Source organism: Phenylobacterium sp. (assembly GCF_036677185.1).
Taxonomy (GTDB): domain Bacteria; phylum Pseudomonadota; class Alphaproteobacteria; order Caulobacterales; family Caulobacteraceae; genus Phenylobacterium.
This window is the reverse complement of sequence record NZ_JAKFEN010000042.1, coordinates 100,393-123,944: the sequence shown is the minus strand read 5'-3', so window position 1 is coordinate 123,944 and position 23,552 is coordinate 100,393. Positions and strand designations below refer to the sequence as shown.

The following is a 23,552-nucleotide window of genomic DNA, read 5'->3' as shown; positions in this document are numbered from 1 at the left end:
CGCCGGTTTCAAGCTTCGCTTGCCGCCGCCGCGATGAACCGCCACCTTCCGGGCTTCTTTGAAAACCGGTGCTGAAATGGCCGATCCGGCCCGCGCGACCCTGCCTGAAGGGCGCGAACAAGACGTCGTCCGTAAGGAAACGGCCGAGCTGTGGAAGCTCTCCTGGCCGGTCGTGCTGTCGCGCCTGGGCATCATGGTCATGGGCCTGTCGGACGCCATCGTCGTCGGACGCTTCTCGGCGACCCAGCTCGGCTACCATGCGCTCGCCTGGGCCCCGACCAGCGTGGTCGTGACCATGGCCGTGGGCCTGCTGACCGGCGTCCAGGTGATGACCGCCCGGGCGATCGGGGAGGGGCGGCGCGAGCGGACCGGGGCGGTGCTACGCCGCGGCCTGGCCTACAGCTTCTGGATCGGCATGGTCTCCACGGGCGTGACCCTGCTGGCGGGACCGGGCTTCCTGCACGTGATCGGACTGGAGACGGACCTGGCCGACGGGGCCAGCCGCGCCATGCTGGTCTTCGCCCTGTCCCTGCCGGGCTACGCCTTCAGCGTCGCCGCCAGCTTCTGGCTGGAGGGCCTGGGCCGGCCCGGACCGGGGGCGGTGATGATGTGGATCGCCAATGCGGTGAACCTCGGCCTGCTGCTGATCCTGGTGCCGGGCAATTTCGGCCTGCCCGCCATGGGCGCGGTCGGCGGCGCCTGGGCGACCACCGGGGCGCGGACCTTCCTGGCCATCGCCATGCTGGTCTTCATCCTGATGATGAAGGAGAGCCGGGCGCTGGGGGTGTTCGACAAGCCGGAACGTGACCGGGCCGCAGAGCACGAGCAGCGCCGCATCGGCTATGGCGCGGGCGCCTCGAACTTCTTCGAGGTGGCGGCCTTCGCCTCGATGAACATCTTCGCTGGCTGGATGGGCGGGCTGACCGTGGCCGCCTGGGCGGTGGTGCTGAACGTGGCGGCGATCATCTTCATGGTGCCCCTGGGCCTCTCGACCGGCACCGCGGTGATGGTCGGCCGCGCCTACGGCGCTCGCGACAAGGCCGGCGTGGTGCGGGGCGGCATGATCGGCTTCGCCATGACAGCCGCGTTCGGGGCGGTGATCTCGCTGGTGATCTGGCCGGCCGCCGGGATCATCAGCCAGGCCTACACTTCCGACCCCCGGGTGATCGCCATGGCCTCGACGGCGCTCGTGCTGTCGTGCCTGTTCTTCCTCGTGGACGCGCTGCAGGTGGTGATCGCCCAGGCCCTGCGGGCGCGCGGCGACGTCTGGCTGCCCACCTTCACCCACCTGACCAGCTACGTGTTCGTGATGATGCCGCTGGCCTGGTGGCTGGCCATCCCGATGAAGCTGGGCTTGAACGGCATCGTCTGGGGCGTTGTCGGCGCTTCGTTCCTGTCGGCTGGGCTGCTCGGCGCGCGGTTCTGGCAGCTCAGCCGCCGGCCGCTTTGACGAAGGATTCACCGCGGTCTGTCAGGACTGGGCCATGGTCCCGTCCACGCAGAACGCCGCCCGGTTCCTCCTGATCGCCGCCGGCCTGGTTTGTGTCGTCGGCATGGTCGGCCCGTTCCAGGGGGTGGAGAAGGCCTTCGTGCCCGCCGACAAGGCGGCGCACTTCATCGCCTTCTACGGCCTGACCGCCCTGATGATGGCCGCTTTCCGCAAGAACCGCCGGCTGGAGATCGCGCTCGCCGCCGCGCTGCTGGGCGGCGCGATCGAGATCGCGCAGATGGTCGTGGGCCGCGGCGTCAGCCTGAGCGACCTGGCCGCCGACGCGGCCGGCGCCTTCGCGGTCTGGACGCCCATGTGGCTGCAATCCCTGCGCAGCGCGCCCTATGAGGAGCGCCGGGCGGCCGGTGTCGTGCAATCCCGCTCTACGGAATCGGCCTAAGGGCGCGGCTCTATCACCGCTCATCCCGGCGAAGGCCGGGACCCGGGTGAAACCCACTGAGCGCTCCGGATGAATCTGGGTCCCGGCCTTCGCCGGGATGAGCGGATGAGGGCGGAGCCTAGGCTTCCACGCCCAGGATCCAGCCTTCTTCCCGCTCCGCGTCCAGCACGACCTCGGCCGGCGCGCCCTTGCCCGGCGCGAAGGCGGCGGCGAGCTTGCCCGCCTCGTCCAGTTTGGCGAAGTGCTCGGCGGTCACCCGCACCTGGGCCTGGTCCTTGACCTCGCCGGGCGCCGGCTGGGCCTTGTAGAGCGACGGATAGACCTCGGCGACCACCACCTCGACCCCGGCCAGGTCGGCCTCGGTGAGGGGCTTGAAGCCGGTCTCGAAGGGCCAAGCGCGCAGCGCCTCGCCACGGGCGAGCTTCAGGCGGCGGACCGCCGGGATGCCCAGGATCGCCTGACCGCCGACCGAGCCGTTGTAGTAGAGCTTCCAGATCGACGAGGCGCCCTTGGCGGCCAGGTCGGCGTGGCGGAACTCCGGCAGGTCGTCCGGGCCGTGGGCCTTGGTGCGCTTGGGCTGGAGGGTGGTGAGCGCGTCCTTGGGCGGGCAGCCCCAGAACGGGAAGGGGCCGCCGGTCAGGCGCCGGTTGATTTCCGAGCCCACGCCGAAGCGGTTGTTGGTGTTGTCGGCCTTGTCCTTGACCATCTTGTCGAGCTGGTCCCAGACCGCGCGCCAAGGAAGCTCGCCCGGCAGCTTGAGGCCGGCGGCCAGGCCGTGCGGGAAGCCCAGCGGGAAGTCGAAGCCCACCAGGGCGCGCTCGCCCCGCTTCTTCAGGTCGTCGAGGATCTCGGCCAGCTTCTTCTCGGCCTCGGCGCGGGTGGCCGGGTTGTGGCTCTCATAGGCCAGGCGGAAGCGCACATCGCGCTTCATCACCCCGATCCAGACGGAATCCGCTCCCGTCGACGACTTGGCCGCCGCGCTCCAGTCGACGATCACATAGGCGCTGAAGAGACGGGACACTTGAGAAGCTCCGGGGGGATACACCGGGGCTTGTAGCGGCTCGCTCCCGGCGGGCCAACGCCGGAAGCGGCCGTAGCCAAGGAAACTAGGAGAGCTTGACCAGCATCTTGCCGAAGTTCTCGCCAGAGAAGAGCGCCAGGAAAGCGTCCGGGGCCTTCTCGATCCCTTCCATGACGGTCTCGCGCCACTTGATCTTGCCCGCCGCGTGCCACTCGGCGAGGTCCTTGTGGAAGGCCGGCTGCAGGTCGTAGTGGCTTGAGACGATGAAGCCCTCCATGCGGAGCTGCTTGCCCACGGTCAGGAAGATGTTGGAAGGGCCGGGCGGGGGCGTGGCGTCGTTGTACATCGAGATCATGCCGCACATGGCGAAGCGGGCCTTGAGGTTGGCGGAGTTGAGCGCCGCCACCAAGTGGTCGCCGCCGACGTTCTCGAAATAGACGTCAATGCCCTCGGGCGCGGCGCGTTCCAGGGCCGCCACGATGGGTTCGGCCTTGTAGTCGATGGCCACGTCGACCCCGAGCTCGTCGCGCAGGAAGGCGGTCTTCGCGGGCCCGCCGGCCGAGCCGATCACCTTGTGGCCCTTGAGCTTGGCGATCTGGCAGACCACCGAGCCAACGGCGCCGGCGGCGGCCGAGACGAACACCACGTCGCCGTCCTTCAGGGCCGCGACCCGCAGCAGGCCGGCATAGGCGGTCATGCCGGGCATGCCGGCGACGCCCAGGAAGGCCTGGACCGGCAGGCCGAAGGTGTCGAGCTTCTGGACCGCGGCGGCCGGGGCGTTGAAGGCCTCGCGCCAGCCGAAGAAGCTCTGCACCAGGTCGCCCGGCTTGAAGGCCGGATCGTTCGAGGCGATCACCTCGCCGGTGGCGCCGCCCTGCATGGCCTCGCCCAGGGCGAAGGGCGGGGTGTAGCTCTTGGCGTCGTTCATGCGCCCGCGCATGTAGGGATCCACCGTCATCCAGGTGTTGCGCACCTGGACCTCGCCGGGGCCCGGATCGGGCAGGGTGACCGTGGTCATTTCGAAGTTGTCGGCGGTCGGCAGGCCGACGGGGCGGCTCTTCAGGCGGATCTCGCGCGAGGTCGTCATAGGGGGCGTCTCCTTACACCGTAAGCGGCGTTCAAACGGATGTTTAAGACAAAGCGCCGTGTGGCGTCGACCCACAACGGCGTGTTAGGCGCGCAGCGAGCGATTTTCGGAGCGAGTCCATGGCTGAACCCCTGCGAGGCGGCGTCATCGGCGCCGGCGTGTTCGGCGGCCACCATGCACGCAAATATGCCGGGGCGCCGGGCGCGGTGCTGTCGGCGGTGCTGGACACCCACCATCCGGACCGGGCCGCGGCGATCGCCGTGCCCCTGGGCGGCCGGGCCTTCTACAAGCTGGACGAGTTCCTGGAGGCGGTGGACGTGGTCACCATAGCCTCGCCAGCCAGCGTCCACGCCGAGGGCGCGCTCGCCGCCCTGGCCGCCGGCAAGCCGATCTATGTGGAAAAGCCCCTGGCGGTCAGCCTGGCCGACGCCGACAAGATCATCGCCGAGGCGGCCAAGCGGAAGCTGGTCATCGCCTGCGGCCACCAGGAGCGGGTGGTGTTCCAGGCCATGGGCCTGTTCGACATCCCCGAGCAGCCCTTGCGGCTGGAGTCGGTGCGCCATGGCATGCCGTCCGAGCGCAGCCTGGACGTCTCGGTGGTGCTGGACCTGATGATCCACGACCTGGACCTGGCCCTGTCGCTGTCGACGGCCCAACCCATGGCGGTGGAGGGGGACGGCAAGGTCGACTTCTCCGGCGGCTGGGACCGCGCCCGCGCCGAGGTCAGTTTCGACGACGGCTTCACGGCGCTCTTCGACTCCTCGCGCATGGAGCTGGCGCGCAAGCGGACCATGAAGCTGGTCTATCCCTCGGGCGTGGTGGAGATCGACTTCGTCACCCGGGCCTTCCGCAACACCACGGGCTATCCGCTCAATCCCGACTATGCCGACACCCCGGCGGTGAAGGACACGCTGGCCACCAGCGTCGAGGGCTTCCTGGCCGCCGTGCGCGGTCTGGCGCCGCGACCGATCGTGACGGCGCAGGAGGCCGCCCGCGCCCTCGATCTGGCGCTCGCCGTCGAACAGGCGTTGGAGGACGCGAGGTAAGGGCGCTAGGCTGGCGAAAACCCTGGGAGGAGCCTCGCCATGGCCCAAGACGCCTACGATTTCTCGTTCAATTCCATCGATGGCGCGCCGCTGCCCCTGACCAGTTTCAAGGACAAGGTAGTGCTGGTGGTGAACACCGCCTCCAAGTGCGGCCTGACCCCGCAGTACGAAGGGCTGGAAAAGCTCTATTCCGACTACAAGGACAAGGGCCTGGTGGTCCTGGGCGTGCCCAGCAACCAATTCGCCGGCCAAGAACCTGGCGCCGACGCCGAGATCGCGGAATTTTGCACGACCAACTTCGGGGTCGACTTCCCGATGACCTCGAAGACCGACGTGAAGGGCGACGAAGCCCATCCGTTCTACAAGTGGGCCAAGGACACCCTGGGCGAACCCGCCGAGCCGGTCTGGAACTTCCACAAGCTGCTGCTCGGCAAGGACGGCAAGCTGATCCGCGCCTTCGGCCCGCGCACCGAGCCCCTGGATAACGAGATCACCGGGGCCATCGAGGCGGCGCTATAGGGCGTTGAGACCGATCCGCATGACGATGAGGGCGACGATGGTCGCCCACATGGCGACCGACCATCCGCTCGATTCAGGCCGGTGCGTGACAACATAGGCTCCGGCCTCGTCCCACTGCGTCGATCCCTTGTCCTTGAGCCGGCTGAATGAGTTGGCGAGAGTGACCAGGGATACGATGGGAACGCCGAGGCCCAGGCCCCGAATCCAGATCGACACTTCGCGATTGAACGCGGCGCCGAAGCCCAGGAGCTGGCCGTCACGCGTGACTCGGACGCCAAAGATCCACTTGCCCGGCGAGAGGCCCGTGGCGCCGACGAACGCCGCCGAGATCGGAACGGAGATCAACACCGTCATCATCAAGTCGAGAAGTCGGCCGCCGGAGCCGTCCAGCGAGGCGAAAAACCGATTGGCCGCGTCGGGCGCGACTCCATAGGCGATCACGCCGAATAGGAACCAAAAGACGGTCCCGCCCAGCATGATGTCCGTCAGCCGAGCGCCATAGCGCCGCCAGGGATGGGGCGACGTATCGGTCCAATCTTTCGAGTTCATCGAGCCTCCAAGTTTCGCCGCGGGCGAGACGCTTCCCCAATACGAGCAGAATGTTCGCTAATTGTTCTCAGCAAGCTTCGCCGTTGTCAACAGGGACCGGAGTTCTGGGCGACGAACTCACCGGGGCGATCGAGGCGGCCTTGCAAGCGAGGCGACGCCCGCGTCGAAACTTCATCGGAGCTTTGCAACACCGTCACCTGCCTAGTCCAGAGCCACGCCTTCGAGAAAATCAGGGTTCGAGGGCGTCATGTGGTTTGCGGGTTTCAAGCGTCGGCTTTGGGCGACGGCGGCCGTTTCGGTCCTGGGCATGGTTGTGGCCGGCTCGGCCGCGGCTGAGGACGGCGTCGTCGACGAGGTGATCGTGACCGGCACCCGCGACACCACGCGGACCCAGTTCACGACCCTGGCCCCGGTCGACGTGCTGTCGGAGGAGGCGATCAAGGCCTCGGTGTCCAGCCAATTGGGCGACAGCCTCGCCCAGCTCGTCCCGTCGTTCAACGTCCAGAAGCTTCCGACCTCGGACGGCCTGCAGTTCGTTCGCCCGGCGACGCTGCGCAACCTCTCGCCCGACGAAACCCTGGTCCTGCTGAACGGCAAGCGCTTTCACCGCTCGGCCTTCCTGGGATCGCGGGGATCGCAGGCGCCGGACCTGGCGCAGATCCCGACCTTCGCGATCCGGCGCATCGAGGTCCTGCGCGACGGCGCCTCGGCGCAGTACGGCTCCGACGCCATCGCCGGGGTCATAAACATCATCCTCAACGACCAGCCGGGCTTCTCCGCCTTCGGCCAGGGCGGGCAGTATTACGAAGGCGACGGCCGAACCTATCGGCTGGGCGCCCGCGCGGGCTTTGCGATCGGCGAGGGCGGCCATGTCTCGGCCACCGCCGAGTGGTCCAAGGCCGACGCCACCTCGCGCACCCGCCAGCGTCCCGACGCCATCGCCTTCCAGGCCGCCAACCCGACCGTCAAGGTCGACAACCCGGTCCAGCGCTGGGGTAGCCCCGATCTGGAAACCTATCACCTGGCGCTCGACGCGGCGCTGCCGGTGGGCGCCCTGGGCGAAGTCTATGGCTTTGCGACCTACGGCGAGACGGACGGCGTCAACGACATCAACTGGCGCAATCCGGCGGCGAACCCGGCGATCTTCAAGACGACGCCGATCTTTCCCGGTTTCGACCTGAAGACGATCTATCCAGGCGGCTTCACCCCGCACGAGGGCATCGAGGCCAAGGACTACCAGGCCGTGGCCGGCCTGCGTCAGAGCGCCGGCGAGCGGTTCACCTGGGACCTCAGCGCCTCCCACGGCCGCAATCAGAGCGGCTTCTTCCTCGAGAATTCGATCAACGCCTCGCTGGGCCCCAACAGCCCGACCGCCTTCGACCTTGGCCGGCTGATCCAGCGGGAGTTCAACCTGAACGCCGACGCCGTCTATCGGCTGGAGATCGCCGGGCTCCCCGAGCCGGTCAATGTCGCCTTCGGTGCGGAACGCCGCCTGGAAACCTTCAAGATCGAGACGGGCGATCCGGCGTCCTATGCGGTCGGGCCCGGCGCCGCGGCGGGCCTGGCCCCCAATTCGAACGGCTTCCCGGGGTACAATCCCCAGCAGGCCGGCGAGTGGGAGCAGGAGAGCTATGCCGGCTATGTCGACATCGAAAGCCAACTCACGGAGCAATGGTCGCTGGGCGGCGCTTTGCGCTACGAGGACTTCTCCGAGTTTGGCGATACCCTGAACGGCAAGCTCGCGACACGCTTCGCCTTCACGCCCGACCTGGCGATCCGCGCCTCCTATTCGACCGGCTTCCGGGCGCCGACGCCGGGCCAGCTCAATTCCACCAGCACCTCGCAGGGACTGGACACTGTCACCCTCCAGCTCTTCACCGCCGGACGCCTGTCGCCGTTGAACCCGGTGGCCGCCTTCCTGGGCGCCAAGCCCCTCCAGCCCGAGGAGTCCGAGACCCTTACCGGCGGCCTGGTCTGGCGCACGGACTTCGGCTTCTCCGGCTCGATCGACGCCTACCAGATCGATGTCACCAAGCGCTTCAGCACCTCGCCCTCGATCACCGTGACGCCGGCCATCCGCGCCCAGCTCGTGGCGCTGGGCGTCTCCGGCGCTTCGGCCTTCACCTCGGTGAGCTGGTTCACCAACGACTTCGACACCCGCACGCGCGGGATCGATGTGGTCGGCTCCTATCGGCGTGAGGTGGGCGCGGGCCGGCTCGACCTGACCGCGGCCTACAATTTCAACGAAACGACGGTGACCTCGGGCTCCATCGCCGCCAGCGCCACCCAGAAGCGGCTGTTCGAGGAGGCCCGCCCGAAGCAGAACCTCACCGGCTCGGCGACCTACGCAATCGGCCCGGTCGAGCTGTTGGGCCGCGTCCGCTACTACGGCAAGTGGACGGACTCCACCGGCAACGCCACCGGCGACATCTTCCAGGAATTCGGGGGCATCACCCTGGTCGACCTGGCGGTGACCTATCGCGCCAACGAGAACATTTCGATCCGCCTGGGCGCGGAGAACGTGTTCGACGCCTATCCCGACGAGGCGGTGTTCCAGGCCAGCCGTGGCCTCGTCTATTCCCGCAACGCCCCCTACGACACCAATGGCGGCCAATATTATCTGCGGGTGGATGCGAGCTTCTAGGGAGGGCGGCGTGACCGGCTTCACGCGTAGGGGGCTGATGGGCGCCGGGCTGGCCTTGGCGCCGGTCGCCGCCGCGGCGGCCGATGGGGATCCCTGGGGCGAGGTCGCCGCCCGGTTCGACGTCACCCGCGAGGTCGTCCAGCTGGAGAACGGCGCCTGGGGCATGATGGCCCGGCCGGTCCTCGAGGCCTATGGCCGTCACCAGGAGATGGTCAATCGGCGCACCTCGTACTATTCGCGCCGGCTGTATGGCCCGGACCTGGAGCGGGTCCGCGACCGGGTCGCGGCCTCGCTGGGGGTCGACAAGGCCGAGATCGCCTTCACCCGCGGCGCGACCGAGGCCTTGCAGGCGCTGATCGGCGGCTACAATCGGCTGCGGCCGGGGGACGCCGTGCTCTATGCCGACCTCGACTATGACAGCATGCAGTCGGCCATGCGGTGGCTGCGGGCGCGCCGGGGCGTCCAGCCCGTCGCCATCGCCCTGCCGGAGCCGGCTACGCATCAGGGCCTGATCGACGCCTACGCCAAGGCGCTGGCCGACAATCCGCGCGTCCGCCTCATCCTGCTGACCCAGGTCAGTCACCGGACGGGCCTGGTGACGCCGGTCGCCGAGATCGTCGCCATGGCGCGGGCGCGCGGCGTCGACGCCATCGTCGACAGCGCTCACGCCTGGGGACAGTTGGACTTCAAGCTTCCGGACCTCGGCGCCGACTTCGTGGGCCTGAACGCCCACAAATGGATCGGCGCGCCGGTAGGGGTGGGGGTGCTCTACATCCGCCAGGGCCGGACCGCGGACATCGACCCCCATATGGGCAGCGCCGACTATCCCGAGGGGGACGTGCGCGATCGGATCCACTCCGGCACGGCGAATTTCGCCGCCTTCCTGGCCGTCGCCGATGCGCTCGACTTCCATGAGCAGGTCGGCGCGAGCGCGAAAGCCGCCCGGCTCGCCCAACTGCGCGCACGCTGGACCGAGCCCCTGCGCGAGGCCGGCGGCATCGAAATCCTGACGCCGCCCGATCCGCGGTTGGCGAGCGCGATCGGGGCGTTTCGACTGCGCGGCCGACCGAGCGCGGCGGAAAATGTCCAGCTTGCGCGGACGCTGCTGGACCGGTTCGGCATCTTCACCGTCGCGCGAACGGGCCTGGCCAGCGGCGCCTGCGTGCGGGTCACGCCGGCGATTTTCACCAGGGACGCCGACATCGACCGCCTGGTCGCCGCGCTTCGGACGCTCGGGGCGTCCTAGTCGCGGACGAAAGGATATTGTCGTAGCGCCTTGTCTCGCCACCGCGACGTGCGGCAGGGCCGCTCATATGGCCGTCATGTGAGGAAGTCTTGCCCTAACCCTTGGCGCCCACCGGCTCGACCGTTAGGGAAGACGCCTCTTCGTTGGAGGCGTCGTCATGACCAGGAAGCCGGACGGGACTTGGGACAAGTCAAACCTGCCCAGCCGTCACGTGACCGAGGGGCCCGCGCGGGCTCCGCACCGGTCCTATTATTACGCCATGGGCCTGGGCAGCCGTGAGATCGCCCAGCCGTTCGTGGGCGTAGCCTCCTGCTGGAACGAAGCCGCGCCCTGCAACACCGCCCTGATGCGCCAGGCGCACGCGGTCAGCGTGGGCGTGAAGAAAGCCGGTGGCACGCCGCGCGAGTTCTGCACCATCACCGTCACCGACGGCATCGCCATGGGCCACGAGGGCATGCGCTCGTCCCTGGTCAGCCGCGACCTGATCGCGGACTCCGTCGAGCTGACCATGCGCGGCCACGGCTATGACGCCCTGGTCGGCCTGGCGGGCTGCGACAAGAGCCTGCCGGGCATGATGATGGCCATGCTGCGCCTCAACGTGCCCAGCGTGTTCCTCTATGGCGGCTCGATCCTGCCGGGCTCGTGGCAGGGCAAGGACGTCACAGTGGTCGACGTGTTCGAGGGCGTCGGCATGCACTCGGCCGGCAAGATGAGCCTGGACGACCTGTGCTCGCTGGAGCAGCACGCCTGTCCGTCGGACGGGGCCTGCGGCGGCCAGTTCACCGCCAACACCATGGCCTGCGTGTCGGAGGCCATCGGCCTGGCCCTGCCGCTCTCGGCCTCGCTGCCGGCGCCCTACCTGAACCGCGACGAATACGCCGTGGCCTCGGGCGAGGCGGTGATGCGGTTGATCGAGACCCAGCTTCGCCCCCGCGACATCGTCACCCGCAAGTCGTTCGAGAACGCCGCCGTCGTGGTGGCGGCCACGGGCGGCTCGACCAATGGCGGCCTGCACCTGCCGGCCATGGCCCATGAGTGCGGGATCGAGTTCACCCTGCGCGACTTCGCCGAGATCGCCCAGCGCACGCCCTATATCGCCGACCTCAAGCCCGGCGGCAGGTTCGTGGCCAAGGACATGGGCGAGGCGGGCGGCATGCCCATGCTGCTGAAGACCCTGCTGGAGAACGGCCACATCCACGGCGACTGCATGACGGTGACCGGCAAGACCCTCGCCGAGAACCTCAAGGACGTGAAATGGCGCGACGACCAGGTGGTCATCCGCAAGGCCTCCGAGCCCTTGTCTCCGACTGGTGGGGTTGTAGGCCTGTGGGGCTCGCTCGCCCCCGACGGCGCCATCGTCAAGGTGGCGGGCATGACCAGCCACCGCAGCCATCGCGGCCCGGCCCGGGTGTTCGACGGCGAGCAGGCCTGCTTCGATGCGGTCGAGGCCGGCGACTACCGGGACGGCGACGTCCTGGTCATCCGCTACGAGGGCGCCCGCGGCGGTCCGGGCATGCGCGAGATGCTGTCCACCACGGCGGCGATCTCGGGCCAGGGGCGCGGCGACAAGGTGGCCCTGGTCACCGACGGCCGCTTCTCCGGCGGCACGCGCGGCCTCTGCATCGGCCATGTGGGTCCCGAGGCCCAGATGGGCGGCCCCATAGGCCTGGTGAAGGACGGCGACATCATCGCCATCGACGCCGACGCCGGGACCATCGAGCTGCAGGTCGATCCCGTCGAGTTGGAGAACCGCCGTAAGGACTGGAAGCCGCGGGTGACCAACTACCAGTCCGGCGCGCTCTGGAAGTACGCACAGGTCGTGGGCCCCGCCCACCTGGGCGCGCTCACCCATCCGGGGGCGGCGGCCGAGACCCACGTCTACGCGGACCTCTGACCATGCGGACGCTTGGCCTGCTGGGCGGGATGAGCGCGGAGTCGACCACGACCTACTACCAAGCGCTGAACCAGCAGGTGCGCGAGCGGCTGGGCGGCCTGCATTCGGCGCAGCTGGTGCTCTGGTCGGTGGACTTCGCGCCCATCGCCGCGATGCAGGCTGAGGGCGACTGGGACGGGGCGGGCGCGGCGCTCGCCGAGGCCGCCGCGCGCCTGGAAGGCGCCGGCGCCGAGGCGATCCTCCTCTGCACCAACACCATGCACAAGGTCGCGCCGGCCATCGAGGCGCGCGTGGGAATACCGCTGATCCATATCGGTGACGCCACGGCCCGGGCGGTGCGGGCCAGGGGCTGTTCGCGGCCCCTGCTGCTCGCCACCCGCTTCACCATGGAACAGGACTTCTACAAGGACCGCCTGCGCGGACATGGGGTGGAGCCCCTGGTTCCCGACCAAGCCGACCGCGACCGCCTGCACGCCATCATCTATGACGAGCTCTGCCAGGGGGTGGTGGACGTGGGCTCGAAACGCCAGGCCCTGGCCATGATCGCCAAGGCCACGGGCGCCGACAGCGTGATCTTCGGCTGCACCGAGGTGGGGCTGCTGCTGTCGCAAGCGGATATCGAGCGGCCTGTGATCGACTCGACCCTGGTCCACGTCGAGGCCGGCGTGGACTTCATGCTGGGCTAGGGTTCTCAATCCCGCTCATCCCGGCGAAGGCCGGGACCCAGGTGAAACCCACCGAGCGCTTCGGATGAATCTGGGTCCCGGCCTTCGCCGGGATGAGCGGTGGAGCGTGGAGGGGCTCTACGGCAGCGCCGCCACGCCGAACATGTAGGGGTGGCCCCAGGTCAGGGCGGCCCAGATGGCGACCGCCAGCAGGATCCGCCACCAGCCGATCTCGCCGAGCTTCAGGGATTGCTTGCCGGCCAGGATCGCGGCGAACGGGACGTTGGAGGTCTGGGCGGCGAAGCCGTCCCAGGTCGCGCCCAGGGCCCGTTTGCGCTTCGCGTCGATGCTGGAGGTTCCGAACAACGCCAGGACCAGCATCGAGCTGAACAGCACCAGGCTGGCCCGGTCGCCATTGACCAGCAGATGGCCAAGCGCCCAGATCGCAACGCCCCAAAGGAAGGGATGGCGGGTGATGCGCAGCATGCCCTTCACGACGTCGGGCCGCTCCAGCGCGCCCTCCTGGCGCACGCTGGTCGGGTTGGGGGTGGTCAGGCCCGGGACGATGAGCAGCATGGCCAGGAGTTGCAAGCCAAGCTGGACGTGGCGGGTGGCCGGCGTGACCTGCCAGTAGGCGGCGTTTCCGGGATCGCCCCGCGCCGCGGCGAAGGCGAAACCCAGCCAGGTCAAGCCGGCGACCGAGGCGAGGGCGAAGAGACCCATATAGGGCCCTGGCCCGATGGCGCCGGTGATCGCGTCGCGTACGCGGGTGCCGGAAACCAGCAGATGCAGAAGGACGAAGAACGCAGCGGCGGCAAGCAGACTGGTCATGGACGAGGCCTCCCCAGGTGCGGCGGAGCCTGCGCTTGGGGCGGCGAGCCGTCAACGACGCTCGGGATCGTCCGCCAGGGGCTGGTCATCGTCCTCGTCGAAGGGCGGTTCGTCATCGTCGAAGTCGTCCGGTTCCGGTCCCCAGGGCGGCGCGGCGGGCGATGGCGGCGGGGGAGGGGGCGCGGCGACGGCCACGACAGGCTGGGGTGTGCGAGGCGCATTGGGGCGGCGCAGGATCGCCTCGGCGCGGGCCAGCCAGCCGTTGGCTTCCTGGATCGCCTCGGCGGGGCTCGAGGGTTTGCGCTTGAGCTCGTCGCCGGCCATCCATAGGTCGAGCTCGAAATCGGCGTGGTTCGGATCGTCGAAGATAAGCCGCAGGGTGACCCGGGAGGCCTCCGAGGCCAGGTGATCCAAGGCCTTGCGTGGCTCGCCGCGGAAGGCGCGGGCCACCACCTCGCCGTCGACGATGATCTCCACCCCCACCAATTCATAGATCCGGTAGACCAGGCACCAGGCGCCGCTGTCCCAGGCCACGGCCGCCAGGCCCGAGGTGAAGCTGAAACCCGCGCCCTTGCCACGCCCGCGCGCGACGACCACCGCCTCGGGAACGCCCTTGAGGACATTGCGCAGGGCGCGCCGCACGCGGCGGCCCTCGTCCATGTGCCAGATGACCACCGAACCCAGCAGCGTCACGGCCACGCCCGCGAGCGCCAGCAGCAGCAAGAGCCGGGCAAGTTCATCCATGGCGGCACGCTAGCGGCGTTCGCGGGCGGCGAGCAAGTCGGCGACACGAAGGGTTCATCTCGCCAAGGTTGTGCGCGGCCCCGCGAAGTGTCTTGCTGGAGGCTTCGAGGCACTTCTCAAGGAGGCGATCATGGGCTTGTTGGATGGCGTGCTGGGCGGCGGCCAGGACGGTGGCGGCGCGATCTCGGCCATCGGAGAACTGTTGAGGTCCCAGGAAGGCGGCGTCGGCGGTCTGGTGAAGTCGTTCGAGGCCGGCGGCCTTGGCGAACTCGCCAGGTCCTGGGTCGGCAAGGGCGAGAACCTGCCCATCTCGGCGCAGCAGATCGAGGCCGTGCTCTCGTCGGGCGTGGTCGCGCAGTACGCGCAGAAGCTGGGCGTCGATCCGCACGCGGCCGCGGGCCAGATCGCGCAGATCCTGCCCCAGGTGATCGATCGCCTGACCCCGGACGGCGACGTTCCCTCCGCCGGTGGACTGGGCGGCCTGGGCGGCCTGTTGGGCGGCCTCAAGCTTTAGGCGACATCCAGCGGCGCATCGCGGCCAGCGCCCGCCAGCTCGCGATCAGCAGCACGGCCACTAGGATCGCCAGGGCGGCGGCCACGCCGATGGCTGCGGCGGGGTGCGTCAGGACCAGCCATAGGCCGCCGAGGCTGGCCACATCCTCGGCGGTGCTGACCGCGATGTTGCTGAACGGCTCGGGACTGGCGTTGACCGCCGCCCGCGCGCCGGCCTTGGCGCCATGACTGAGCAGGGCCGCCCCGCCGCCCAGCAGGAAGACCGCCACCTGCCAGGCCGGATCTGAGGCGTCCACCACCGCCAGGGCCAGCAGGGCGCCGCCCAAGGGCCGGATCAAGGTGTGGACCCCGTCCCAGAGGGTGTCGAGCCACATGACCTTGTCGGCGAACAATTCGGCGAGAGCCCCCAGGCTGGCTACGCCGATCACCCAGGGGTTGGCCAGGGCGTCCAGGGCCGCGATCTTGTCGGGCAGGTCCAGCAGGCCGACCCGCATGGCGATCCCGACGGCGGCGACGCAGGCATAGAGCCGCCAGCCGGCCAGCAGGCTAAGGCTCGCCGCGACGCCCATCAGTTCGATCGCGCCCATGGCCGGCTACAGATCCAGCTCGACCACCACCGGCACATGATCGGACGGCTTGTCCCAGCCGCGTACGTCGCGGTGGATCACGCAGCCACGCAGCAGGTCGGCGGCCTGGGGGGAGAGCAGGGCGTGGTCGATGCGGATGCCGTTGTTCCGCTGCCAGGCGCCGGCCTGGTAGTCCCAGAAGGTGTAGGCCTCGGGGGAGCCATCGATGGCCAGGAAGGCCTCGGTGAGACCCAGGTTCTTCAGGGCCCGGAACGCCGCGCGGCTCTCCGGCTGGAAGAGGGCGTCGCCCAGCCAGTTGTTGGGATTGGCCGCGTCGCGCGGCTCGGGGATGACGTTGTAATCGCCCACCAGGGCCAGCGGCTCCTCATAGGCCAGCAGCTCTCGGGCATGGGCGTTCAGCCGGGCCATCCAGCGCAGCTTGTAGCCGAACTTGTCGGTCTCGATGGGATTGCCGTTGGGCAGGTAGATGGAGGCCACCCGCACGGGCGTCGGCCCGGAGATCACCGCCTCCAGATAGCGGGCGTGCTCGTCCTCTTCCTCCCCCGGCAGGCCCTTGCGGACATCCTCCAGCGGGGTCTTCGAGAGCATGGCCACGCCGTTGTAGGATTTCTGGCCGTGGACGGCGACGTTGTAGCCAAGCCGCTCGAAAGCCTCGGCGGGGAACTTCTCGTCGACGCACTTGATCTCCTGCAGGCAGGCGACGTCCGGCGAGGCCTCCTCGAACCAGCGCAGCACGGTTTCGAGCCGCGCATTCACCGAATTGACGTTCCAGGTGGCGATTCGCATTGACGGCTCCCTTGCGGACCGGGACGCTAGAAGTCCTGCGGGAGGCGCTCAAGCCCCTGCGGACGCCTGGGGTGGGGTCATCTGAAATGTTGCGCTGTCTAGCGATCGTCGTGGCGGTCTCCGTGGGCTCGCCATCTCTCGCCGCGGCCTGCGCGCCCAAGGACATGGTGCGCGTCGGCTCGTTCAACGCCACGCCGGGCCTCGACCCGGCCTCCGACGCGACGAAGCCGCGCACGATCCATCGCCTGGGCAAGCTGTTCGCGCGGATCGACGAGGGCCCCGATCCCGCCAACCGGATGCACCGGCTCACGGTGATCCGCGAGCCGGACATCTGGACCGCCAACCGTTTCGATAAGACCGGGCAGCATGTGCTCGATCCTGGGCCGGTGTTCGAGGTCCACGCGCCACTGTTCCAGGGGCCGGGCCTCCCGACGCTGTTTCGGGAACTGGAGCTCGGGTGCGAACTGGACTTCATCGACGCCTACGCGCCCAAGCCTCACGGCAAGGTCGGCAAAGGCCCGATGGCCTTCATCCGCCACCAGCTCACGATTGGGGACCACCGTATCGAGATCCTGCTGAAACCGGTGAAGCCCGGCGCGCCGCGGAAGGTCTATTCCGTGGGCCTGTATGTGAAGGACCAGCCGCGCTCAGTGATCCAGTACCTGGCCTACGATGTGGGCCTGCCGGCCGACATGTCGCTCTTCGAACGTCCCAAGGGGATCAAATACGTCGAGGTCTCGGCATCGGCGCCCACGCCGCCGAAGCCCTAGATTGAGAAGCTGACGCCGCAGCCGCAGCTGGACTTGGCGTTGGGGTTGCGGACCTTGAACTCGGCGCCGGCCAGCTCGTCGACATAGTCGATCTCCGAGCCCTTCAGCAGCACCAGGGACATCTCGTCCACCAGGGCCGCGGCGCCGTCCCGCTCGATCCGCAGGTCGTCGGGCTGGGCCTCGTCGACCAGGTCGAACTGGTACTGGAAGCCTGAGCAGCCGCCGCCCTCGACGGCGACGCGCAGCATCACGGGCCGGCCCTCGGCCGCGCCGAGCGCATGCAGCCGCTTCGCGGCGGCGGGGGACAGGGTCAGGTCGGTTGTGGTCATGACTTTGGCAAACCTTTGCCCTGCCTATATGAGTTCGCCAAGGGCTTCCACCAAGGGGCCGGCTTCACGCAGAGACATCATGGTCGCCCGCGCTCCCTACGCCGAAGACGCCGCCCTGTCGCTGGGGCGCAAGATCGCCGAGCCGGAGAGCCGCACGCGCACGCCATTCGCCCGCGATCGCGACCGCATCATCCACGCCACCGCCTTCCGCCGGCTGAAGGAGAAGACCCAGGTCTTCGTGGCCCACGAGGGCGACCACTTCCGCACCCGGCTGACCCACTCGCTGGAGGTGGCCCAGGTGGCCCGCTCCCTGGCCACGGCTCTGGGGCTTGAGCCTGACCTCGCCGAAACCATCGCGCTCGCCCACGACCTCGGCCATCCGCCCTTCGGCCACGCCGGGGAGGACGAGCTGCAGGTGCAGATGGAGCGCTTTGGCGGTTTCGACCACAACGTGCAGACCTTCCGGGTTGTCACCAAGCTGGAGCGCCGCTACCCGCGCTGGGAAGGCCTCAACCTCACCTGGGAAACCCTGGAAGGGGTGATCAAGCACAACGGCCCGGTGACCGAGAAGCTGGACCGGCCATCGTGGAAGGCGATCACCGAGTTTGACGCCGAATACGACCTGGGTCTCGGGACCTGGGCCTCGGCGGAGGCTCAGGTCGCCGCGCTGGCCGACGACATCGCCTACAACAACCACGACGTCGACGACGGCGTGCAGGCGGGCCTCTTCGAGCTCAAGGAACTGCTGGACGTGCCGCTGATCGGGCCGATCCTGGCCGGAGTCTACAGGGACTATCCCGACCTCGATCCGGGGATCGTCCGCCTGGAGGCGGTGCGCCGGATGATCGGGGCCATGGTCGAGGACGTGCTGGCCGAGACCAATCGTCGCGCCGTGTCGTCCAAGGTCTCCTCGGCCGAGGAGGTGCGCAATCTCGACCACGCCCTGGTGGCCTTTTCCCGCGACATGCTGGAGGATCTGGGCCGCCTGCGCGAATTCCTGATGAGCCGGATGTACCGCCACTGGAAGGTCAATCGCACCCGCAGCCAGGCTCGCCGTATTCTGGCCGAGATGTTCCAGTTGTTCATGGCCGAACCCGACGTCCTGCCGACGGAGTGGTTCGCCCGGTCGCAAAACCGCGACGAGACCGGCCGCGCCCGGGTGGTGTGCGACTACATCGCCGGCATGACCGACCGTTACGCCATCGAAGAGCATCGCCGACTTTTCCACCTCGACGTCTGGAACTAGCTGTTCCGAAAGGTTCGGAGTCGGGTCGCCTTCGGTAGACTGACCCGAAACCGGGCGCGATTCGCGACCCGGCCGAGACTATTCGAGGCCTTCGATGTCCGATCCCGACCGCGGCGCCTACGCCCCCCCGACCGATGCGCCGTTGAGCTTCGACGCGCGCCAGCCCGTGCGGGGGTCCAAGCCGGCGCCCCTGATGCTGATCATCAGCGCCATCGTGCTGATCCTGCTGGTGATCGCCATCGTGCTGTTCTACCGCTCCGGCGTCCGCGAGGCGGGCGCGCCGCCGCAGACCGTGGGCGCGCCGCTGGGCGAGCTGAAGGCCCCGCCGCCCGCCGAGGCCCAGCCCGCCGATCCGGCGGCGGGCCTGCAGATCTATCGCGCCGAGGACGGCCCGCCCGACACCGCCGGCCCCACCTTCATCGACCCCCCGGAAGCGCCGCAGCCGCGTCCCGAGGCGGTGGTCATCCAGCCGCCGCCGAAGCCCGCGCCGAGTTCGCCGGTGATGTCCGGTCCCGTGGCCGCCCTGCCATCCGGGCCCGCATTGAAGCCCGCCATCGCCCCGCCGCCGCCGGCCCCCGCGCCCAAACTGGCCGCCCCGGCTCCGAAAGCCGCCGCTCCGGCGCCCAAGGTCGTCGCGGTCGCGCCGCCGCCGAAGGCCGCCGCGCCCGCGCCCAAGCCCGCCGCCACGACGGGCGTCGCCGCCGTCCAGATCGGCGCCTTCTCGTCCCAGGCCCTGGCCGACAAGGGCTGGAACGACGCGGCCAAGGTCGCGCCGGGCGCCGCCGCCGGAAAGGGCAAGCGCGTCGAGCAGATCCAGAAGGACGGCTCGACCCTGTTCCGCACCACCGTCACCGGCTTCGCCTCCCGCCAGGCGGCGACGGATTTCTGCAATCAACTCAAGGCTGCGGGCAAGAACTGCTTCGTGAAATAGTGACCAGCGCGTCGATCCTCGGCTGTTCCGGCAAGGTCCTCTCCCGGGAGGAGAAGGCCTTCTTCGGCGATGTCGCACCCTGGGGGTTCATCCTCTTCGCGCGCAATATCGAGAGCCCGGATCAGGTGCGCCGCCTGGTGGACGACCTGCGCGCCAGCGTCGATCGCCCCGACGCCCCGGTGCTGATCGACCAGGAGGGCGGACGCGTACAACGCCTGGGCCCGCCGCACTGGCGGCGCTATCCGCCGGGTCGCGCCTATGGCGAGCTGCCGGCCAGCGCTCCCCTGCTGGGCCGCGAGATCGCCCGCCTGGGCGCTCGGCTCCTGGCCCATGACCTGGCCGCCCTCGGCATCAATGTCGACTGCCTGCCCGTGCTGGACGTGCCGGTGGAGGGCGCCCATGCGGTGATCGGCGACCGCGCCTATGCCCGTACCCCCGAGGGCGTCGCCGTCCTGGGTCGCGCGGCGTGCGAAGGCCTGATCGCCGGGGGCGTGTTGCCGGTGATCAAGCACATTCCGGGTCACGGCCGAGCCATGGCCGACAGCCATTTGGACCTGCCCGTGGTGGACGCCGCTTACGAAGAACTCGAGGCCCGCGACTTCGCGCCGTTCAAGATGCTGTCGGACATGCCGATGGCGATGACCGCCCACGTGGTCTACGCGGCGATCGATCCCAGGCGGCCCGCCACCACCTCGAGGGCCGTCATGCGTGACGTGATCCGTGGAGCCATCGGCTTCGACGGCCTGCTGATGAGCGACGACCTCTCCATGAAGGCCCTGGGCGGCGGATTCGCGGATCGGGCGCGGGCGGCGTTGGCCGCCGGTTGCGACGTGGTCCTGCACTGCAACGGCGACATGGCCGAGATGAAGGCGGTGGTTTCCGGGACCAAGGCGCTGTCGGGCCAGGCCCTACGCCGGGCCAAGGCCGCGCTCGGGCGCATCGCCCGGACGCCGGAGCCGTTCGATGCGCGGGAAGCCCGCGCCCGCTTCGACGCCGCCTTCGAAGGCCGGTGGGCGGCATGAGCAGCACCTTCCAACCCAATCTCGACTTCGAGGCCGCCACCACCGCGGCCGAGGACGGCGAGGCCCTGATCATCGACCTGGACGGCTACGAAGGCCCGCTGCACGTGCTGCTGGCCCTGGCGCGGACCCAGAAGGTCGACCTGATGCAGCTGTCGATCCTGAAACTGGCCGAGCAGTACCTGTCCTTCGTCCAGCAGGCCCGGAAGGTGCGCTTCTCCCTGGCCGCCGACTATCTCGTGATGGCCTCGTGGCTGGCCTATCTGAAGTCGCGTCTGCTGCTGCCCAAGCCCGACCGCCCCAAGGCCGAGGAACCGCCGGCCGAGGAGATGGCGGCTCAGCTCGCCTTCCGCCTGGCCAAGCTGGACGCAATGCGCAAGGCCTCCGAGGAGCTGCGCGACCGGCCCAAGCTCCGCCAGGAGGTGTTCGTGCGCGGCGACCCCGAGGCCATCAAGGTGATCCCGTCCGCCCGGCTGGAAGGCGACCTCTACGGCCTGATGAGCGCCTATATCGACCAGCGCCGCAAGGAACAGGGCCGCCACTACAGCCCTCGCGCACCCCAGGCCTATCCGCTGGAGGACGCCCGCGACCGCCTGCGCCACATGCTGCCCGACCTGGACCGCTGGACCCCGCTCTCGGGCGTCGCCCCGCTGAAGCCCTCGGGGGAGGGGCCGAGCCAGGCTTCCTATACGGCCTCGACCCTCTCGGCCGGCCTGGAGCTGGTCAAGGAAGGCGCCATGGAGGTCCGCCAGCTGGAGGCCTTCGCCGACCTCTACCTGCGCGCCCGCAAAAGAGCCGCCGCATGACCAGCGCCACCGAACGCCAGGTGGAGGCGCTGCTGTTCGCCGCCGCCGGCCCGCTCAGCCTGGACGACCTGGCCAAGCGCCTGCCGGAAGGCGCCGACATCGAGGCCGCCATCGCCGGTTTGCAGAAGACCTATGAGGGCCGCGGGGTCGAGCTGGCCTGCGTGGCCGACCGCTGGCGGTTCCAGACCGCCGCCGACCTGGCGTTCCTGATGACCGAGGAACGCGAGGAGCCCCGGCGGCTCTCCAAGGCCGCCCAGGAGACCCTGGCCATCATCGCCTACCACCAGCCGGTGACCCGCGCCGAGATCGAGGCCGTGCGCGGGGTGCAGGCCAGCCGGGGCACCCTCGACGTGTTGCTGGAGCTTAGCCTGGTGCGGATGCGCGGCCGCCGCCGCACGCCTGGCCGGCCGGTCACCTACGGCACCACCGACGCCTTCCTCGAGCACTATGGGCTGGCCAGCCTGGCGGACCTGCCGGGCGCGGCCGACATGCGCGCCGCTGGCCTGCTCAGCCTCGACCTGCCGCCGGACTTCGCCGTGCCCGCGCCGGGCGTGGGGATTCCGGACGAGGACCCGCTGGACGACGGCGAGGCGCCCGAATTTCATACAGACTTCCTGGGTCAGGAAGAGCCGGGGCGTTAGGACGCGTTGGCGCTTTGCCGCGCGACTGACTATATTCTCACCGAACGAGGGGCGGGCGTGCGGCCGGGGTCGGTCGCCGACGTGAAGGAGTTTTGTCGCCATGGGCGCAATGAGTTGGATTCACTGGGTCATCGTCATCGCGGTGGTCGCGCTGCTGTTCGGCGGCCGCGGCAAGCTGTCGGGGATCATGGGCGATGCGGCCAAGGGTATCCGGGCCTTCCGCGACGGGCTGAAGGACGAGCCGACCACCACGGCCGACGCCTCCAAGCCCCTGCCGAAGACCGAGAAGGACGAAGCCCGCGGCTGATCGGGCGGGATCCGCAGAAATCGCCCGCGCCGGTCTTGATCGGCGCGGGCTTACTTGTTTAGGCGACGTCTGATGCTACCCGAAGTCGGCGGTTTGGAACTCCTGGTCATCGCCGCGGTCGCCTTGATCGTGGTGGGACCCAAGGACCTGCCCCTCATGCTGCGCAAACTGGGCCAGTTCACCGCCAAGCTGCGGGGCATGGCCAACGAGTTCCGCGCCAGTTTCGACGAAATGGCCCGCCAGTCGGAGCTCGACGAGCTGCGCAAGGAGGTCGAGGCCATGCGCAAGGGCCAGCTCACCGAGACGACCGCGGCGATGGACGCGTCCAACGCCCAGGTGGACCAGGTCTTCAATGAGATCGGAAACAGCCTGCACGGCTCCGGCGTGAGCTTCTCGCCGGCCACGGTCTCCGCGCCCGAGCCGGTCGAGATGACCCAGATCGCGCCTGAGCCCAAGCCGCGCGTCCGCAAGGCGGCGGCCAAGCCCAAGGCCGCGGCCGCGACCAAGGCCGCCGCGCCCCGCAAGACCGCCAAGGCCGGAGCCAAGGCGTGAGCGACTCCTACGACGACGAGATCGAGGCCTCCCGCGCGCCGCTGCTCGATCACCTGGTCGAACTGCGCTCGCGGCTGATCATCTGCGTCGCAGCGCTGCTGGTCGGCTTCGCGGTCTGCTTCGGCTTCTCCGAGCCGATCTACCGCTTCCTGCTGCACCCCTTCGCCATAGCCTCCCAGCTCCTGGCCGCCGATCAGGCGGCCCACGCCGAGCAGGCGGGCGGCTTCGACCTCGTGAAGTTCTTCACCGGCACGCGAGACCTGTTCCTGGCCCTGGTGGGCGCCCGCGAGGTCCCGGCCTCGGCGGAGGGCGACAAGCTCAACCTGATCTTCACCGCCCCGCTGGAGTTCTTCTTCACCAAGCTGAAGCTGGCCGGGTTCGGGGCGGTGGTCCTGACCTTCCCGGTCCTGGCCTGGCAGGTCTACGGCTTCGTGGCGCCGGGGCTCTACAAGCGCGAGCGCAAGGCCTTCGTGCCGTTCCTGCTGGCCTCGCCGACCCTGTTCCTGATGGGGGCGGGGCTGGTCTATTACATCATCCTGCCGTTCGTCCTGTGGTTCTCGCTGAGCCAGCAGATCGTCGACGCCCAGGTCTCGGTGCAGCTCCTGCCGAAGGTCTCGGACTATCTCAGCCTGGTCACCACCCTGCTGCTGGCCTTCGGCCTCTGCTTCCAGCTTCCGGTGGTCCTGACCCTGCTGGGCATGGCCGGCATCGTCTCGTCCGACATGCTGAAGGCCGGGCGCCGCTACGCCATCGTGGCGGTCTTCGTGGTCGCCGCCGTGGTCACCCCGCCCGACCCGATCAGCCAGACCATGCTCGCCCTGCCGATCATCCTGCTCTACGAGATCTCGATCTGGTGCGTGCGCCTGATCGAGCGCGCCCGCCGGCGCGAGGACGAGGCGGGGACCGACATCGTTCCGGTCTGACCAAATA

Annotated in this window: 26 protein-coding genes; 18 read left to right on the top strand and 8 right to left on the bottom strand. The window is 69.2% G+C overall.

Features of this window, described 5'->3' with window-relative positions; translation table 11 throughout:
• Nucleotides 1-76 precede the first annotated feature (76 nt).
• Both V6M51_RS22410 and V6M51_RS22405 read left to right on the top strand, forming a co-directional pair.
• Nucleotides 77-1,450 carry an MATE family efflux transporter gene (locus V6M51_RS22410; protein ID WP_332770451.1) on the top strand — a complete coding sequence of 458 codons (1,374 nt, stop codon included), beginning with the start codon at nt 77-79 and terminating at the stop codon, nt 1,448-1,450.
• A gap of 34 nt (nt 1,451-1,484) precedes the next feature.
• Nucleotides 1,485-1,889: a VanZ family protein gene (locus V6M51_RS22405; protein WP_332770450.1), complete on the top strand. Its 405-nt coding sequence runs from the start codon at nt 1,485-1,487 to the stop codon at nt 1,887-1,889.
• Nucleotides 1,890-2,007: 118 nt separating this feature from the next.
• On the opposite strand, the gene V6M51_RS22400 is transcribed toward V6M51_RS22405, so the two are convergent.
• Both V6M51_RS22400 and V6M51_RS22395 read right to left on the bottom strand, forming a co-directional pair.
• Complete coding sequence (locus tag V6M51_RS22400; RefSeq protein WP_332770449.1) at nt 2,008-2,910, bottom strand: cobalamin biosynthesis protein CbiG; 903 nt, start codon at nt 2,908-2,910, stop codon at nt 2,008-2,010.
• A gap of 85 nt (nt 2,911-2,995) precedes the next feature.
• Nucleotides 2,996-3,997, bottom strand: coding sequence for an NADP-dependent oxidoreductase (locus V6M51_RS22395; protein WP_332770448.1), 1,002 nt, complete (start codon nt 3,995-3,997; stop codon nt 2,996-2,998).
• A 119-nt stretch (nt 3,998-4,116) separates the two neighbouring features.
• On the opposite strand from V6M51_RS22395, the gene V6M51_RS22390 reads away from it, so the two are divergent.
• On the top strand, nt 4,117-5,043 hold the full coding sequence (locus V6M51_RS22390) for a Gfo/Idh/MocA family protein (protein WP_332770447.1): 927 nt from the start codon (nt 4,117-4,119) through the stop codon (nt 5,041-5,043).
• 39 nt (nt 5,044-5,082) lie between these two features.
• On the top strand, nt 5,083-5,562 hold the full coding sequence (locus V6M51_RS22385) for a glutathione peroxidase (RefSeq protein WP_332770446.1): 480 nt from the start codon (nt 5,083-5,085) through the stop codon (nt 5,560-5,562).
• Here the strand turns inward: V6M51_RS22385 and V6M51_RS22380 are convergent.
• Nucleotides 5,557-6,111, bottom strand: a complete 555-nt coding sequence (locus V6M51_RS22380) for an RDD family protein (protein ID WP_332770445.1) — start codon at nt 6,109-6,111, stop codon at nt 5,557-5,559. The two genes, V6M51_RS22385 and V6M51_RS22380, sit on opposite strands and share 6 nt — an antisense overlap.
• Nucleotides 6,112-6,358: 247 nt before the next feature.
• On the opposite strand from V6M51_RS22380, the gene V6M51_RS22375 reads away from it, so the two are divergent.
• From V6M51_RS22375 to V6M51_RS22360, 4 genes are all read left to right on the top strand, one after another.
• Nucleotides 6,359-8,755, top strand: a complete 2,397-nt coding sequence (locus tag V6M51_RS22375; RefSeq protein WP_332770444.1) for a TonB-dependent receptor plug domain-containing protein — start codon at nt 6,359-6,361, stop codon at nt 8,753-8,755.
• A 10-nt stretch (nt 8,756-8,765) separates the two neighbouring features.
• Complete coding sequence (locus V6M51_RS22370; RefSeq protein WP_332770443.1) at nt 8,766-10,001, top strand: aminotransferase class V-fold PLP-dependent enzyme; 1,236 nt, start codon at nt 8,766-8,768, stop codon at nt 9,999-10,001.
• Between the two features lie 157 nt (nt 10,002-10,158).
• The gene (gene ilvD / locus V6M51_RS22365) at nt 10,159-11,895 is read left to right on the top strand and encodes a dihydroxy-acid dehydratase (RefSeq protein ID WP_332770442.1); all 1,737 of its coding nucleotides are present in this window, start codon (nt 10,159-10,161) and stop codon (nt 11,893-11,895) included.
• Nucleotides 11,896-11,897: 2 nt separating this feature from the next.
• Nucleotides 11,898-12,581, top strand: coding sequence for an aspartate/glutamate racemase family protein (locus V6M51_RS22360; protein ID WP_332770441.1), 684 nt, complete (start codon nt 11,898-11,900; stop codon nt 12,579-12,581).
• 117 nt (nt 12,582-12,698) lie between these two features.
• On the opposite strand, the gene V6M51_RS22355 is transcribed toward V6M51_RS22360, so the two are convergent.
• On the bottom strand, nt 12,699-13,391 hold the full coding sequence (locus V6M51_RS22355; RefSeq protein WP_332770440.1) for an NnrU family protein: 693 nt from the start codon (nt 13,389-13,391) through the stop codon (nt 12,699-12,701).
• A 51-nt stretch (nt 13,392-13,442) separates the two neighbouring features.
• Nucleotides 13,443-14,135, bottom strand: a complete 693-nt coding sequence (locus tag V6M51_RS22350) for a hypothetical protein (protein ID WP_332770439.1) — start codon at nt 14,133-14,135, stop codon at nt 13,443-13,445.
• A 70-nt stretch (nt 14,136-14,205) separates the two neighbouring features.
• On the opposite strand from V6M51_RS22350, the gene V6M51_RS22345 reads away from it, so the two are divergent.
• Nucleotides 14,206-14,649, top strand: coding sequence for a YidB family protein (locus V6M51_RS22345; protein WP_332770438.1), 444 nt, complete (start codon nt 14,206-14,208; stop codon nt 14,647-14,649).
• Here V6M51_RS22345 and V6M51_RS22340 read toward each other — a convergent pair.
• Both V6M51_RS22340 and xth read right to left on the bottom strand, forming a co-directional pair.
• Nucleotides 14,639-15,235, bottom strand: a complete 597-nt coding sequence (locus tag V6M51_RS22340) for a DUF4126 domain-containing protein (RefSeq protein ID WP_332770437.1) — start codon at nt 15,233-15,235, stop codon at nt 14,639-14,641. The two genes, V6M51_RS22345 and V6M51_RS22340, sit on opposite strands and share 11 nt — an antisense overlap.
• A gap of 6 nt (nt 15,236-15,241) precedes the next feature.
• Nucleotides 15,242-16,021, bottom strand: coding sequence for an exodeoxyribonuclease III (gene xth / locus V6M51_RS22335; protein WP_332770436.1), 780 nt, complete (start codon nt 16,019-16,021; stop codon nt 15,242-15,244).
• An 86-nt stretch (nt 16,022-16,107) separates the two neighbouring features.
• On the opposite strand from xth, the gene V6M51_RS22330 reads away from it, so the two are divergent.
• Nucleotides 16,108-16,791 carry a hypothetical protein gene (locus tag V6M51_RS22330; RefSeq protein ID WP_332770435.1) on the top strand — a complete coding sequence of 228 codons (684 nt, stop codon included), beginning with the start codon at nt 16,108-16,110 and terminating at the stop codon, nt 16,789-16,791.
• On the opposite strand, the gene erpA is transcribed toward V6M51_RS22330, so the two are convergent.
• Complete coding sequence (gene erpA / locus V6M51_RS22325; RefSeq protein WP_332770434.1) at nt 16,788-17,120, bottom strand: iron-sulfur cluster insertion protein ErpA; 333 nt, start codon at nt 17,118-17,120, stop codon at nt 16,788-16,790. The genes V6M51_RS22330 and erpA overlap by 4 nt on opposite strands.
• A 79-nt stretch (nt 17,121-17,199) precedes the next feature.
• Between erpA and V6M51_RS22320 the strand changes: the two genes are divergently transcribed.
• The 8 genes from V6M51_RS22320 to tatC all read left to right on the top strand — a co-directional run bounded on the left by V6M51_RS22320 (nt 17,200) and on the right by tatC (nt 23,545).
• The gene (locus V6M51_RS22320) at nt 17,200-18,366 is read left to right on the top strand and encodes a deoxyguanosinetriphosphate triphosphohydrolase (protein ID WP_332770433.1); all 1,167 of its coding nucleotides are present in this window, start codon (nt 17,200-17,202) and stop codon (nt 18,364-18,366) included.
• A gap of 94 nt (nt 18,367-18,460) precedes the next feature.
• A complete protein-coding gene (gene ftsN, locus V6M51_RS22315; protein WP_332770432.1) occupies nt 18,461-19,297 on the top strand; it encodes a cell division protein FtsN in 837 nt (278 codons plus the stop codon).
• Nucleotides 19,294-20,319, top strand: a complete 1,026-nt coding sequence (gene nagZ, locus V6M51_RS22310; RefSeq protein WP_332770540.1) for a beta-N-acetylhexosaminidase — start codon at nt 19,294-19,296, stop codon at nt 20,317-20,319. Before ftsN ends, nagZ begins: the two co-directional genes overlap by 4 nt.
• Nucleotides 20,316-21,122, top strand: coding sequence for a segregation and condensation protein A (locus tag V6M51_RS22305; RefSeq protein ID WP_332770431.1), 807 nt, complete (start codon nt 20,316-20,318; stop codon nt 21,120-21,122). The genes nagZ and V6M51_RS22305 overlap by 4 nt, the downstream gene beginning before the upstream one ends.
• Entirely contained in the window at nt 21,119-21,763 is a 645-nt protein-coding gene (gene scpB, locus V6M51_RS22300; protein ID WP_332770430.1) for an SMC-Scp complex subunit ScpB, read from the top strand. Before V6M51_RS22305 ends, scpB begins: the two co-directional genes overlap by 4 nt.
• Nucleotides 21,764-21,863: 100 nt before the next feature.
• The gene (gene tatA, locus V6M51_RS22295; RefSeq protein WP_332770429.1) at nt 21,864-22,070 is read left to right on the top strand and encodes a twin-arginine translocase TatA/TatE family subunit; all 207 of its coding nucleotides are present in this window, start codon (nt 21,864-21,866) and stop codon (nt 22,068-22,070) included.
• Between the two features lie 72 nt (nt 22,071-22,142).
• Nucleotides 22,143-22,622 carry a Sec-independent protein translocase protein TatB gene (gene tatB, locus V6M51_RS22290; protein WP_332770428.1) on the top strand — a complete coding sequence of 160 codons (480 nt, stop codon included), beginning with the start codon at nt 22,143-22,145 and terminating at the stop codon, nt 22,620-22,622.
• Nucleotides 22,619-23,545 (top strand): twin-arginine translocase subunit TatC, encoded by a 927-nt coding sequence (tatC, locus tag V6M51_RS22285; protein WP_332770427.1) that lies wholly within the window; start codon nt 22,619-22,621, stop codon nt 23,543-23,545. The genes tatB and tatC overlap by 4 nt, the downstream gene beginning before the upstream one ends.
• Nucleotides 23,546-23,552 lie beyond the last annotated feature (7 nt).

Coding starts and splice junctions, on each gene's coding strand:
- V6M51_RS22410 (WP_332770451.1), top strand. CDS start 77: ATGGCCGATCCGGCCCGCGCGACCCTGCCTGAAGGGCGCGAACAAGAC.
- V6M51_RS22405 (WP_332770450.1), top strand. CDS start 1,485: ATGGTCCCGTCCACGCAGAACGCCGCCCGGTTCCTCCTGATCGCCGCC.
- V6M51_RS22395 (WP_332770448.1), bottom strand. CDS start 3,997: ATGACGACCTCGCGCGAGATCCGCCTGAAGAGCCGCCCCGTCGGCCTG.
- V6M51_RS22390 (WP_332770447.1), top strand. CDS start 4,117: ATGGCTGAACCCCTGCGAGGCGGCGTCATCGGCGCCGGCGTGTTCGGC.
- V6M51_RS22385 (WP_332770446.1), top strand. CDS start 5,083: ATGGCCCAAGACGCCTACGATTTCTCGTTCAATTCCATCGATGGCGCG.
- V6M51_RS22380 (WP_332770445.1), bottom strand. CDS start 6,111: ATGAACTCGAAAGATTGGACCGATACGTCGCCCCATCCCTGGCGGCGC.
- V6M51_RS22375 (WP_332770444.1), top strand. CDS start 6,359: ATGTGGTTTGCGGGTTTCAAGCGTCGGCTTTGGGCGACGGCGGCCGTT.
- ilvD (WP_332770442.1), top strand. CDS start 10,159: ATGACCAGGAAGCCGGACGGGACTTGGGACAAGTCAAACCTGCCCAGC.
- V6M51_RS22360 (WP_332770441.1), top strand. CDS start 11,898: ATGCGGACGCTTGGCCTGCTGGGCGGGATGAGCGCGGAGTCGACCACG.
- V6M51_RS22355 (WP_332770440.1), bottom strand. CDS start 13,391: ATGACCAGTCTGCTTGCCGCCGCTGCGTTCTTCGTCCTTCTGCATCTG.
- V6M51_RS22350 (WP_332770439.1), bottom strand. CDS start 14,135: ATGGATGAACTTGCCCGGCTCTTGCTGCTGCTGGCGCTCGCGGGCGTG.
- V6M51_RS22340 (WP_332770437.1), bottom strand. CDS start 15,235: ATGGGCGCGATCGAACTGATGGGCGTCGCGGCGAGCCTTAGCCTGCTG.
- xth (WP_332770436.1), bottom strand. CDS start 16,021: ATGCGAATCGCCACCTGGAACGTCAATTCGGTGAATGCGCGGCTCGAA.
- V6M51_RS22330 (WP_332770435.1), top strand. CDS start 16,108: ATGTTGCGCTGTCTAGCGATCGTCGTGGCGGTCTCCGTGGGCTCGCCA.
- erpA (WP_332770434.1), bottom strand. CDS start 17,120: ATGACCACAACCGACCTGACCCTGTCCCCCGCCGCCGCGAAGCGGCTG.
- V6M51_RS22320 (WP_332770433.1), top strand. CDS start 17,200: ATGGTCGCCCGCGCTCCCTACGCCGAAGACGCCGCCCTGTCGCTGGGG.
- ftsN (WP_332770432.1), top strand. CDS start 18,461: ATGTCCGATCCCGACCGCGGCGCCTACGCCCCCCCGACCGATGCGCCG.
- V6M51_RS22305 (WP_332770431.1), top strand. CDS start 20,316: ATGAGCAGCACCTTCCAACCCAATCTCGACTTCGAGGCCGCCACCACC.
- scpB (WP_332770430.1), top strand. CDS start 21,119: ATGACCAGCGCCACCGAACGCCAGGTGGAGGCGCTGCTGTTCGCCGCC.
- tatA (WP_332770429.1), top strand. CDS start 21,864: ATGGGCGCAATGAGTTGGATTCACTGGGTCATCGTCATCGCGGTGGTC.
- tatB (WP_332770428.1), top strand. CDS start 22,143: ATGCTACCCGAAGTCGGCGGTTTGGAACTCCTGGTCATCGCCGCGGTC.